The organism is Sulfitobacter sp. OXR-159 (genome assembly GCF_034377145.1).
GTDB lineage: Bacteria > Pseudomonadota > Alphaproteobacteria > Rhodobacterales > Rhodobacteraceae > Sulfitobacter.
This window is the reverse complement of record NZ_CP139707.1, coordinates 1352785-1365444: the sequence shown is the minus strand read 5'-3', so window position 1 is coordinate 1365444 and position 12660 is coordinate 1352785. Positions and strand designations below refer to the sequence as shown.

General features: G+C 57.2%; 13 protein-coding genes. 1 reads left to right on the top strand and 12 read right to left on the bottom strand.

What is annotated here, in order from left to right; genetic code table 11:
- Positions 1-40 precede the first annotated feature (40 nt).
- Positions 41-169, bottom strand: coding sequence for an Arc family DNA-binding protein (locus T8A63_RS22385; protein WP_416153245.1), 129 nt, complete (start codon positions 167-169; stop codon positions 41-43).
- A gap of 155 nt (positions 170-324) precedes the next feature.
- On the opposite strand from T8A63_RS22385, the gene T8A63_RS06835 reads away from it, so the two are divergent.
- On the top strand, positions 325-714 hold the full coding sequence (locus T8A63_RS06835; RefSeq protein ID WP_322345372.1) for an Arc family DNA-binding protein: 390 nt from the start codon (positions 325-327) through the stop codon (positions 712-714).
- 322 nt (positions 715-1036) lie between these two features.
- Here T8A63_RS06835 and T8A63_RS06830 read toward each other — a convergent pair whose 3' ends face one another.
- The 11 genes from T8A63_RS06830 to T8A63_RS06780 form a co-directional block, all read right to left on the bottom strand.
- Positions 1037-2722, bottom strand: coding sequence for a hypothetical protein (locus T8A63_RS06830; RefSeq protein WP_322345371.1), 1686 nt, complete (start codon positions 2720-2722; stop codon positions 1037-1039).
- A complete protein-coding gene (locus tag T8A63_RS06825; protein ID WP_322345370.1) occupies positions 2722-4875 on the bottom strand; it encodes a hypothetical protein in 2154 nt (717 codons plus the stop codon). The genes T8A63_RS06830 and T8A63_RS06825 overlap by 1 nt, the downstream gene beginning before the upstream one ends.
- 12 nt (positions 4876-4887) lie before the next feature.
- Positions 4888-5451 (bottom strand): glycoside hydrolase family 73 protein, encoded by a 564-nt coding sequence (locus tag T8A63_RS06820; protein WP_322345369.1) that lies wholly within the window; start codon positions 5449-5451, stop codon positions 4888-4890.
- 329 nt (positions 5452-5780) lie between these two features.
- Positions 5781-6740, bottom strand: a complete 960-nt coding sequence (locus T8A63_RS06815; RefSeq protein ID WP_322345368.1) for a tail fiber domain-containing protein — start codon at positions 6738-6740, stop codon at positions 5781-5783.
- Positions 6737-7234, bottom strand: a complete 498-nt coding sequence (locus T8A63_RS06810; RefSeq protein WP_322345367.1) for a hypothetical protein — start codon at positions 7232-7234, stop codon at positions 6737-6739. The genes T8A63_RS06815 and T8A63_RS06810 overlap by 4 nt, the downstream gene beginning before the upstream one ends.
- Before the next feature lie 48 nt (positions 7235-7282).
- Positions 7283-7687, bottom strand: coding sequence for a hypothetical protein (locus T8A63_RS06805; RefSeq protein ID WP_322345366.1), 405 nt, complete (start codon positions 7685-7687; stop codon positions 7283-7285).
- 19 nt (positions 7688-7706) lie between these two features.
- A complete protein-coding gene (locus T8A63_RS06800) occupies positions 7707-8120 on the bottom strand; it encodes a tail fiber assembly protein (RefSeq protein WP_322345365.1) in 414 nt (137 codons plus the stop codon).
- Entirely contained in the window at positions 8117-9277 is a 1161-nt protein-coding gene (locus T8A63_RS06795; RefSeq protein WP_322345364.1) for a hypothetical protein, read from the bottom strand. Before T8A63_RS06795 ends, T8A63_RS06800 begins: the two co-directional genes overlap by 4 nt.
- Complete coding sequence (locus T8A63_RS06790) at positions 9277-11253, bottom strand: hypothetical protein (RefSeq protein WP_322345363.1); 1977 nt, start codon at positions 11251-11253, stop codon at positions 9277-9279. The genes T8A63_RS06795 and T8A63_RS06790 overlap by 1 nt, the downstream gene beginning before the upstream one ends.
- Positions 11254-11261: 8 nt before the next feature.
- A complete protein-coding gene (locus T8A63_RS06785; protein ID WP_322345362.1) occupies positions 11262-11930 on the bottom strand; it encodes a hypothetical protein in 669 nt (222 codons plus the stop codon).
- A 3-nt stretch (positions 11931-11933) separates the two neighbouring features.
- Positions 11934-12629 carry a DUF6682 family protein gene (locus tag T8A63_RS06780; RefSeq protein ID WP_322345361.1) on the bottom strand — a complete coding sequence of 232 codons (696 nt, stop codon included), beginning with the start codon at positions 12627-12629 and terminating at the stop codon, positions 11934-11936.
- Positions 12630-12660: the final 31 nt, after the last annotated feature.

Here is a 12660-nt window from a genome sequence, read left to right as displayed (position 1 = left end):
TTTTCATCGAAGGTCGCCGGAGTTCCCGCTCCAGCGGCCTTTATTTTTGAGAGGTGGCTTGATCGCCCTCCGCTCTCCGCTCATTCAAGCACATGATAATGTGCGTATTGAGTGAACGACCTTTCGTTCTTGCCTCATCACGTAGGAACTCCCGCAGGGATAGCGGCATCCTGATACTTGTCTGAACCACCCCCTCTCCTCCGCTTGCTGGCATTATCGTCTGCATCGCTTCGTCCTTTCATAAAGCATATAGCTATAAAGCATTATGCTACGCCTTGCGTCAAGAGAAAAATAAAGCATGTTGCTTGCGAGTAGGAGAATCGCATGGCCCGGCCACCAGCCTCTAAGCAAGTCCAGGTAAATTTCAGGATGCCTTCTGACCTTAAAGCGCGGATTGAGGCAGCAGCTGACGAAAGCAATCGATCAACAACTGCCGAAATCGTCGCGGCGCTTGAGGAGAAGTTTCCCCCTCCTCCTGTCGATGATTGGAGTTATATCTGGGAACGATCAAAGAAAATCTTGGATGAGATGGATGTACTAATCGCAGGGTACAAAGATCCCGAGGCTAATATTGACGACCTATCCAGTCGTTTTGCCGCGTTAAGCAAAAAACATAAGTTGCTGCTGGATTCCTTCAGTGAAGCCAGCGATCCCAGCCCCGATACTGTTGGTGACCGAAGCACCGTCGCCCACCGCATAAAACCGGAAAGGTAAGCAGCCCAGCACAAGATGGCCCTTGGCTACGATCAACAATCTTGATCTTTCGTCACACCAACCTTACCTTTCTAGGCGTAGTAAAAAGGATAAGTGTTGGACCCTATAGCATTTCCCGCCGCTATCGTAGCTGCATGGATCATCATCGTCATGTCGATGTGGGGTGTGAATCTGTATCGGAAAGAATGCGATAGTGGGGTGGAACCAAAGGGTTCCACTTGGTTCGCGGTGGTGTTTAGCAGCCTTTTTGGTCTCGGATACCTAGCTCAAGATTTTGGCTCACCATTCTTCTATAACCTTAGCCTTGATCTTGTCGGGGCACTTATTGGCCTCGGGACAGCCTACTTCGCGTCTCGGTTCCTAGTTCTTCTACGGCGGGGGCGGCACCAAACGCCAAAGCGGCGCCAGTAGAGTTCCTCGGTGCGATTCGAGGCATACCAGCTACGAAATCCTGAATTTCGTTTGCCCCACGTATCACGGACTTGTCCGCCGCTACCTTCGCGGCAGAACCCGCAACCATGAGCGGCACTGTAGCCCCGCTGCTGGCCACACCGCCGACGACATGTAGCGCCATCATCAACCCATTCCCAGAAGGGGATAGCTTGCCCAATAAACGCTTGGCGTTCTCCGCGTTATTCCCCCTGACAAAAGCGCGCATCATCTCGATCTCGCCTTGACTGAAGAACTTCGATTTACGCTCGTTGTTGATAATTGACGTGACTGCCTGACGATATTTGTTAACAATATTCCCGCCAGAACCGGATGCCGCCGTTTGATCTCGCGCTTTCGTAAATGCATCCTCCAAGAGCTGTGCTTTGGCATATTTCGCGTTTGCAGCGCGGGCGACTCCCATAAGATCGCTAGCGTTTCCCTTTTTGTCGATCACATGATCAATAGACGCAATAGCATCCAATATTTGCGGCTGATCTTTAGCGTTACTGTACCGCTTCCAAAGGTTCTTTCTGATACGATCAAGCTGCGTAAGCGTGGTATCTTTTCCCGACCTTCGACCAAGAAGTTCTAAGGTCGCCCTAAGAGCGCTGTCTGTCTCTTCAACGTAGTTATTTTCCTCAAACATCTTGCGGACGTGAATGGCAAGTTGCTCCATTGTCTCTCCATCAAATACCTCCCCAGCGTCGTCTGCCGCCTTATATGCCGCGTTTTTAGATGCTTTGAGAATATCGACTGTGGGTCGCTGTGCGCCTCGCACAAAGAGGTTCTTCACCCTTCCAGGTAGAGAGGCAGCGAGGTCGGTGACCTTTGGCGCAGCAGACCCGAACAACCCACCTAACATAGCACTTGTTGCTGCGCTTTTGGCGCGATCGTCACCCTCGCCCTCCATATATCCTATGGTGCCGCCAGCAGCAGCGCCGGCGATGCCCCCCGCGACAGTTCTGCCTGTGATGTTGCCCAGTTTCTTTACAGCACCAGCTGCCGCTAAGCCGGGGATGAAGGCCGGCGCGACGTCTGCGGCCAGCGACAGGCCGGGATGGTCCTCTTCAAGCTTCGATTCTTGGTCGCGATAGAACTTCGTTCTTTCGTCTCGATCACCACGCCCTATAGCAGCGTCAAAGGCTCCAGCCGCTTCGTCCCCAACGATTCCGAGCGTCAAACTCTCACCCGCTTTGTTCAACAGTGCAGCAGCCGTAGCGTCACGGTCTTGGCTTGCGTCAATTTGAGACTGAATTTGCGCCAAGTCAGGCTTCGGGATGCCAGGCGAAGCTATGCGATTCGCATGTTCTGCGCGCTGCAAACTTTCAGGTGAAGGTTCGAGCACCCCTGCTTTTGCAGCTTGCGCACGTTCGATCATTGCCTCACGTCTAGCGGCTGGAGGCTTCTCAACCACAGGGGCTTCCATCCAACGAGGCTTAGATGCCTCGGGCTTAGCCGCAGATACCTCTGCCCTTTCCACAATCGGCGCGCTCATCCAGCGAGGTTTCGGTTCGTCAGTCGGCTCAGCCGGCGGCATTGTGTTCTGAACCATTTCAGCGTCTTTCCAACCAGCCATTATGGCTTCCTCCGTGTTGACCCGTCCGGGCCGGTGAACATCGCACCTGATGGAAGGGCGTCATACTCTTCGTCGCTGTTGATGACAGCAGCTTCGGGTTCATTTTGCGTTGCTGGTTGTGTTTGCCCCCCACCCCCAGCACCACCATCTGCGACATCGGCATACAGACTTGCCTTCTCTGTCTCGGCGAGGCGATCGAGCATATCTCTCGTCATGCCAGACTCGAGAGCGATGATTGCCCGTTGGCGAGATTCTCTTTTTTGTCGCAGTAGCGCTTCACTGTCTCCCGGTTGTGGAAGATATGTTTTCCCGTAAAGTTCCTGCTCTTGTTCGGTAATCGCGGCGCCGGTGTCCTTGCGCAAAATGGCCTGCAGGAACTCATCACCGGCCTGCTTAGCCAGCTGGAAGTCTTCACTTTGAAACTCCCGGGCAAAGCCTGTCGGATCCAATTCAGCCAAACGTTCCCAGCGGTTAGAAAGTGCCTTGTCGTATTGATCAAGGGACTTGATTGCGCCCTTCGCTCTTGTCGCATAGACGAGGGTCTTGCTCTCGCCTTCGTTCAGCTTTTCCTGCTTACCTCCAACCCTGATGATTGAGCCATCTGGCGAGGTTACCGAAACGCCGTTGCCCTTTTTTGCCTGAGCATAATCAATCCGGCTAAGAGGTTCGCGACCGGCCTCCACCTCATCCCTAACGTAACGAGCATACTCATCGGGTGCAGGGTCAAGAACAGACGCCGCCTGCTCTTCTGTCAAGTGCCCAGCTTCCACATCGCGCGCCACCTTACCCTGCGTCGAGAGAGGCGCAGGCTTTCCGGCAACCATCTTCTCAACAGCCATACTGGGCGAAGCTAGCAGAGTGAGCTCCCGCATGATCTCATCGACGTCATCGAACCTTTTTTCGAACACGTTTCCGCCGCCATCGCTGTACACGGCTATACCGCCAATGGGGTTGCCTTGGGCATCGGTGATGAACCTCGTTGCCTCTTCATCCACGGTTAGGCTTGGGTCCATCGTCCCTGCCCGCTTCGCGGCTGAAAGCGAGTGTTTAATCACTCCATCAAAATCACCCAGGTGATAAGCGGCTGCGGCTCGGGCGTTGTCCAGAATAACTTCACGCCCGATCTGGCTATCCACGAACTCCACGTAGGCTTTGGCTTTTTCAGGCTCGCCTCGCTTCATGTAGAATTTCACGGCGTTTCGCGAAATCTCACGATAACGATCGACGTACTCGGTTTCCGCGCGTTTCATTTGCTTCGGGGTGTAGTTTTGCCCGGCTGGCAGGCCAAGGACGGCGCCAGACTTGTGAGCCAACTCTAGCGTTTGTTGCGCTTCGATTGTGGCGGCCCCGATAGCAGTGTCGCCTGCGAGATTATCGCTCCCCTCACCTCCGGCCAGCGGCTGAAGCGGTTCCTCTGGAATAGCCCCCATGGATGTTGAAGGAGAGCCGACGGTGCTTCCTGTCGGCTGTTGTGCAGCTTGCGGAGCAGCAATATTTCCGCCAGAGGGCGCGCTACCGGGCGCGGTGTTGCGTAGCACCTGATTAGTGCGTTCACGTGCCTCAGCAACGCGCGTTGCAAAGTCTGCATCGCTTTCGCCAGACGCGGTTGGCGGCACAGCATTGGCAGGTGCTGTGGGCTGTGGTGCAACTGATGGGGCAAGTGCACCGAGGCTCAATTCATGCCGCGCAGATACAGACGGATGGCGTTGGGACGGAGACCCATCAGCGCCACGCTCGACAACCCCGAGCGGGTAGGATCTTGGATCCACCCTAGGGTTAACCGCGCGCCCACCCTGAGCCGCGGCTGGATTAGGTGGAACAGCGCCTAGCTCTCTTGCCTGTTCAAGCATCTCGGCCTGACCCCGCAAGAACTCCCGTTCCTGAGCCTCCCGTGCGTCTTTCTCTGCGCGCTTTGCGGCCGCGTACTCATACTCATCCATCTGGTTGCCGTGAGTGGCGGAGGCACGAGCTTCTCGGCTGTTGCGCAGCCCAGACATCTGCTCATACTCAGCCATCTGCGCGCCGTGCTTTTCTTCGTTGAGGGCGTCTAAGCGCTCTTGGCGAGCGCGATCTAGTTCGCGATCTTCTTTCTCATCGCGCCAATCTCTGCCTTTGAAATATCCATCAACGAAGCCTGATACTATCGAAACCATGGGACAATCTCCTTACACCGGGCCGACGCCCATGGGGCGCAGCTTTGCGCCAAAACCTAATTTCTCGTTCCCTAAAAGCGCGTCCAATTGCGCGTCGGGAACACTTGCAAATTCTGGCCACTGTGCCCGCATGGCGGCTCGATCAGGTGCGGTGGCTTTGGGTGGTTCCGCTTGCCGCTGCGGCAACTCAATGGATCTCGCGATTAAGCCTACGCTACGCTCGTAATTTGGGTCTGTGGCGTATCCTGAGCGTCCCAGTGCGACCAACTGTCCATCCAAGTCCTTAGCGGCCAGCATAGGCTTGTATCGCGGATTTTCTTTCAGAAAAGAGCCGTATCCGTCGACACTCTCGCCCATGTTTTGATAGCCACGGAAGCTGTCATTGATACGCACGGTTTTTCCGTCGATAACCTCGTTCGTCGCCATGGTGTTACCGCCAGCCTTTCCGTGCGACTTGATACCGAAGTAGTTATTGCCCGGAGCAGACTTGCCCCAGCCAGTTTCCTGCGCCGCTTGCGCTATGATTAGGCGCGGGTCCAACCCTGTTTCTTCTGAGACGCGAAGAGCGTGGGGCATCATTGCTTCAATAAAGTCTTATTTCCCGACAGGACCGCCACCCGGGCGAGCCCCCAAAGACATTGGGCGGGAATTTGTGGATGCGCGCGCCAAGTTATCGTTACCAGCACCGCCCGCAAGCTCCTCGTCACCCATGGGGATGAACGGCGGTGTGCCTGTACCATCGTATCCGCTTCCCGAGGGAACCACGGGCGGTATTGCGCCCATACTTTGAAGCACGTCGAGGTATTTATCCTGACGCGCGTTTTCCTCCGAGCGCAGCTTGCTGTCCTCTTTCCGCGCCTTTGCCCGGTCGAAGCCTTGACTGAACCCTCCGAAGAACCCCCCGCTCATGCCGATTTACCTCCGGCCATCTTGGAGACCTTCTTATCAAGCTCCTGAACGGCGCCAAGTGTCACGCCCATCATGCTAATGGGGTCGATGGTCTTGCCATCCCCCTTGCCCGTGGCCTTGGCGAAGTCTTCCGCGTAGGGGCCGATATGCTCGCCGCTGTCGGCAACCCCGTCCTTGTACTTCCACTTCTCGACAGGCATCTTGCGGATCGCGCCCAAGCTGCCCTTGGCGGGCCGCTTGTCCTCTTTTACATCCTTCGAGGACATCATGGGCAGCGCGCCGACAACGGACCCAAGCGCGCTACCAAAACCGCCCATCATGTTCTGATCGGCGCTCCACGCCTGCATTTGCGCGTCGTGCTGCTTGCCCAGAATGCTTGCCTGCTGCCCATACCCGGACATAGCCCCACCAAACCCGGCCTGAGCAGCACCGTTCGAGATCCCCATAGCTGTGCCAGGGTTGACCGCCATGCCCTTACCCATGTTGATGGCATTGGCGCGCATACCGTCTGCTTTGGCTTCATCTTGCAGGATGGACTGTCGGCGGCCCATGTTGGCCGCACCGGCGGTGGCCAGTGCCTCGGCAGAGCCACGCGAAGATGCAAGGGCAGCATCGCGACCGGAATCGGGTCGAACGCCCATAGAGCGCAAGCGGCGGTTGTCCGCGTCCCGTTGCATGGAGAACTGCTGACGCACGTCGGCAACGGCCTCAGAGGCGCGTTGATCCGCGTTAAGCCCGATCTTTTCTTTGTCCTGGGCGGCCAGCGCGTCGGCGGCATATTCGGCCTCCAACGGCACAAAGTCCCGCTCATACCGCGCCCGATCATCGGCGGCCCACTTATTAGTGATCTCTGCCTGATCTTTCATGAAGGCCATCATTTCCTGGCCGGTTTCCGCTGACATCCGCGCCGCTTCGCCCATCTGCGGATCAGGTTTCGGTGCGCCACCCCCGCTCATGCCAAGTCCTCCTTGTACTGCTCAAGGGTTTCGTGGTGGGTGAAGAACTGACGGACATCCATGCTAACAGAGCGCATGTAGTCCCGCCCGCGCGTGAGGTAGATCACGAAGGCGATAAGCTCAGCGTACCAGTCGCGCAGGACATAGCTGAACACCTTGTCGTTCTCGCTACCCTGCTCAAGCTCGTTGGCATCGAGCCAAGCGTTGATGCCAGTAATCATCACCGCCGCAAGCTCGTTGCGGTAATTGGCAAAGAAGGGGTTGAGCGGCAATTCGGTCATAACTGCGAACAGGATGCGCGTCAGGTCGGCCTTTGTGACCTCCTTGTCGCCATCCCAAAGGTCGTCAATCACTTCGCAAAGGTCGAAGAATTGCAGCAGGAAGCCGACGGCTTGGTCATTGCCAACCCACTCGCGCAGTTTTCCGTCTCGGATGTCGCGCCATTCGGGTGTGTCGAACGCGGGGCGCGTGGGTATCGTGTCAGGCTGTGCCATCATAGTCTCCGTGGATAGACTTGGGCCGCACGTCCTGCGCGATATGACCTAATCGGCGGTCAATGATAGGACAATAGCATCTTCACCGCCTGTTACGCTAGGGCGTTTGCGATACTCGAAAGCGAAGCCCGCTTGGAGGCAAGCCACCTGACCGGCCACGTTGCGTTCGGGCAAGGTCGCATTGATCGCTTTCAGGTCCAGCATCTTCGGGTGAAAGGCGAGCTGCTTGTATCCGTCGATCACCTCGGGCCGCATTGGGGCGCCAATAGGGGCGAGATGCACCTCAGCCACGCCACCGGCGAAGTTTTGAAACACGGCAATGCACGAAACCTCGCCGCTGTCCTCCATTGCTCCGAACGCGATAGCATCTTTGTGCCATCCTGGTGTGCCCGTCAGGTTCATAGCGGCTTCCAGCATGGCGTCTTGGTTGGCTTTGGTCAGTTTCAAAGGCATGGCAGAGCCCCTTTTGATCTCAAGTTGGTGGTTGCGGCCAAACGATTTCCGCAAAGTCTTCAATGTTCTCGGGCAGATCGCGCAAGGCTTGTCGGTACGAGGCCCATGCTTGACGCTGCTCTGCTGTGTGTGGGCTGTCGGGAACCTGGGTCCAGTCTGATGTCGCTAAAAGGCGGTTCCGACGGCTCCTAACCTCACGCATGGCCGCAGCATAAGCCTGCGCCTCGATCACGCCCATAGGCTTTCGTATGATGCGGCCATCGGCAGAAACACGGTGCGTATCGGCGTTGAGGTCATTTGCCACATCATCTTCACGATGAATGCAGGAATGCCCCTCTGGAATAAGGCCTTGCGGCACTGCCCCAACGGGTGGCGCGGGTTTCATCACTGATTGGATTTCACCATCTTCAAGGCGGTATACGATCAGTATCATTTCCACCTCCCGATAAGGTTCATGGTGGTCTGAGCACCTAGTTCTACGGTGCTATCTTCACCGTTCCATAGAAGGGCAACGATCAAGGTAATCGCGTTGCTGGTAGTATTGTTGAATGATGCGATTGCACTGATGGTTGGATAGTCGTTGATCGCCTCCATATTGAAACGCTCAATGATCAATCCGTACTGTGTTTCAAGCCGAAAACCCCATGTTTTTGGCCCCGAGGTATAACCTTGCGCCAAGCTACAGACGACCACAACATCACCATAGGTGTTTGGTGGGATGTCAACGGCGCCAGAAATGGCTGGTCTTAGTGAACCGTTACCAGCCAAAGAGGTCGTTCGTTTGGTGTATGAAGCACCAGTTACCGCGTTGCCCGCAATTTTCAGGGTATCAACGGAAAGATCTTTGATCTTAGCCGTGTCAATCTGAGCATCACCAATGTTTGCGTTGGTGACATAAAGGTCTTGAGCATGGACACCGGCGGGGATGTATTCCCCCCCGACATATCGCCCGGTCGGGTAGACCGCGAAAGGTGTGAAGTTTCCCTGACCACTGCTGTTTACAATACGGAACGTAGCATCGTTGATGATGAAGTCGCTGACGGGCTGGCCGTTGATAAGGCGGGATAGCAGACCGAAGCCTGAGATGTGGCCGTTATTGTTGATCCTGATGCCATACTGCGCCTTCACACCATCCACGGAGACAATCAGCGATGATATGGCGGTGGAGTTGCCGTCTAGTTCAGTCTGGAAGGTGTCGAACTTCCCGTCTACTTCTGTGCCAAGCGTCTCAATGCCTTCCATGGCCTGATCGAACAGCTTGTTATAGTCCTTCAGCAGAGCCTTGGACTCGGTATCGATCGCTGCAAACTGTGCGGCGATCTGCTCTCCTACACTACCCGTTCGACCGCTTCCTGTGTCGCCATACTTCCCAACCCCAGCAACCTCCTTCGCGACCTCTCGTTTGAGGTTTTCGAGGTCTTTGAACCGCACGGCGTGTTCGGACTTGTCGCCGCGCAACCCCGCCAGCACCTCGGCTTGGTTGAGGGTGCGTTCATCCAATGGGCTGCGGCGCTCCACCGGAGGCTGTGTTGCCCGGGGCTGCTCAGGAACAAGGGCAACGCCCTGCCAAGGGTTGCTTTCATCAGCCATCAGTTCCCCACCAATTCGGCAATGTCGCTTGCAAGGCTAATGCCCGTTACCGCGGCATAGCCTTCGATCTCGATCTCCCACTTGTCCGCGGTAAACCCACTGGGCAGCCTCGTAGCAAAGTTGATGTCCGTAGTGGTGTGGACCAAATTGCCATCGGCATAGATACGGATGGTGCAGTCAGGATCGGTTGGGGTCGCCTTTGTGCCGGCCACGTCGTCTGTCTCGACAAAGATGGCACCGAAGTTGTCATATCCCGGCAGCACGATACGACGCCCACGCCATGACTGCTTCTCGATGGTGGCCCCATTGCGCGGGTCGAACTCTTTCACCACGGCATCGCCTTCGATGTAGTAGAGCGAGCCCGTGTCTGGATCGAAGTAAAGCAAGGTCGGTTCGATGTCGGCTTCGATGAAGAAAGGCTGCTCGCCGCTCAGATCGATGATGCCGAACTTGCGCGGCCCGTTCGCTACAGGCTGATAGGTAAAATGATACCGCCCGCCGCGCTGTGATGCCCGGATGCTCTGCGGCCGCATGGCGCGCCACTGTTCTTCCGTGAATAGACGGCGGCTCACCACCTCGGCCCCGCGCTGGCTGACCACCACAAGCCCCTCATAGGACGCATAGGCGACGGAGTAGCCCATATCCACGATACTCGCGTCATTAAGGCATGGCAGGGTGCTTTCCAGCTTCTCCATAATCATAAGCGAAGGGTCGGAACCCTGCACCATGAACGGCGTCCCTTTGGTCAGGACGGCCACGAATGTACCGAATGCGCCAAGGCCCACGATGTCGGTGTCTGTCGTCATGCGGTATTTGATCGGCCAGGCATGGGGCTTGTACGGTTCGCAAAACATAAGCTCGCGCCCACGGAATGCCGCCATAAGTCCATTGGGGAGAGGTATCAGGCCGCGCGCGTCGTCCTCGGGCGGGTTATAGTCCGTGCTGGGGATGGGCTCATTCAAGAGTTGGTTGAAGTCGTCCTCTTGAACGCTTCCAGCTTGCCCAACGGTCAATTCAGTGAGGAAATAGAAGTCTGTCGTGCCTGCAAGGCTGGTCTTGGACCGGTAGACCCTGATCCGGTCAATACCGCGCCCGCTTTGCCCCGGCGCCGATACGCTGAAGGTGGCGGCGTCGGTTTTGCCGATCTTCAAAAGGGCCGAGGCTGGGGCCGGTGCGCTTTCTTCATCGAACTCGGTCACATAGGTGTAGGTGTAGGTGACGACTTCCTCAGTCGCCGCATAGTCGCCATCCTCGAACGGTGCCTTACTGACATCAGGAAACACCGAGAAGAAGTCCGTGATAGACGCGCTGTTGAGGGGACCATGGGTGCCAGCAACGTAGTTTTGCTCAAGAAGCAAGCCGAAGCGCCCCGCTGCGCCCGATGGTCGGCTGCGGTCGAGGCGATAGACGCGGATCTTCAACGTGCCTTCCGGCAGGACCATGTTGCTCAGGACCACCCGCTCGCCGTCGACGCGCACGATGTCCGCTGAAGGTGAGGCGATGGTCTCGCCCTTCTCCGTGATGGCGCTGTATCGATAGTCGAACGTCTCGGGCGGTAGCTCCGGGTCTGGTGGGTTTACATAGACTGTGGCCAGCGATGGCGCGTTTCCAACGTCCTGCGTTACCCGTGTGACCGTGGCGGCCAAGCTGGGCGCATAGAGTGCCAGCGCGTAGTCTGTCCCGCCGACGCGCATCTTAGGCGCGCCGCCATCGCCCATGAAGTACAAGCGGTCCTGCGCCACGGGTCCGGGCGTTGCATATACGTCCTCCTGATCGAAGCTGACAAAGTTACCGTTCCACTTGAGGAAGGTGGCCGGGGCTGTTGCGAAGGTGTGGGCGGTGACAGGCGCTTTGATCGGGCCGATTGAGCCGTCTTCCAGCCGGGTGTTGCGCGCGATCTGCGCATAGTTGCCTGGCAACAGGCGCGGGTGCAGCCGTGGAATGGAGCCTTTCAGGTCGGCAGAGCGAATGAGCATGGCTTACCTCACATCCAGCGTGGCTTGACGCGCACGGGGGCGCGCTGCTGGCCGCGTAGGTTGGACCCGAAGTGCGTGTTGCAGGCGTCTTCAAAGGCCTGCCGGTGTACTGCGGCCATCTCCAAGTCGGTGAACGGCTGGTTGTTGGTCGACATGATGCGCCAGAGCGCGCCGTCGGCCAGCTTCTCGGCGTATTGCGTCACCATGAACTCAGGCAGGACGTTGTAGGCATCATCCAGCGGGTTATCTTCATCCAACCCTACCGCCTGACCATGGCGAGGCTTGAGGAAGCATGAGACGCGAAGTTTACCGCGCTCGAATGGATAAACGGACACGGTGCCAGGGCTGATCTGAGTGATGTATTTGGCCGGTCCCTCGTTTTCGCCCCCGGTAAGCTCGTCAGGCTCCACATCAGTGAACTGCGTCGGCGTCAGAAGGTTGCCGTCCAACGTGGCTTCCTCAAACTCATGGATGGTCGCGTTGAATGGGGCCAGCATACAGCCCTTGCTGCTGTTGAGGTTCGAGGTCAGCACCTGCCGCCAGCACCGGGTCCGCTCGCAAAACTCAATTGCGGCCAGCCGCGCCTGAAACTGCGCATAGGGCAGCGGTACGGTTGGCACCTTGGGCAAGATGTAGGGCATGAGCTCGTCAACGCTGGCAGTCATGGCAAAAGACATGGGTTATTCCCCCGAATTTGCGGCTGCCAGCGACATGCCGTTTTCAGATTGCGAGAAATTGGTCACGGAATCGCGGAACAGCGTGTAATGCGCGGCGGCGCGGGCCGCAGAGCCAGCAATACGGGCGTCTTTCGAGTAGGCGCGGTAGATCACATAATCGACAAGCGCGTTCATGTAGATGTCAGGCACGTCCACAGCATCGGCATAGCTGGCGATGTCGTCCGCATCCGCACCGGGCACAGGGCTTTTGGTGGGGTATGCGCCCACTACCGCCTCAATGATCCCTGTGCCGTCGTTTCCGGGGGCGACATAGAACTGGTTGGGGTCCGCGATGTCGTGGATCACATGCACCACCTTCTTGGCGAAGGGGATCACTGCTGGGTCTTGCCACCCTGGCATGTGGCTATCCATGATCGAACGCGAGTCGAGACGGCGGATCGCGCCGCCGCCCGTGTTGGCATCGACCATGTTGCGGGATACGCGGGAGAGAACCGTGTATTCAGCCGGGAGGGTTTGCAGAGTGCCTTCATCAAGCTCAAGGTTCACGGTCTTGGAAACAGCGTTTGGCTTGATGGTCACGATCTCGCGCAGACCGTCGTTCAGGTAGCCGTGAAGCTCTGTCACGGGCCACCTGATGTTGCTGGCGTCTTGTAGCGTGGTCGCTGCGCGCGCCATTACGTCTTTGGTCTGGAATGTCACCCGGTATCTCCGTCAGTAAAGGAGGCCGGGT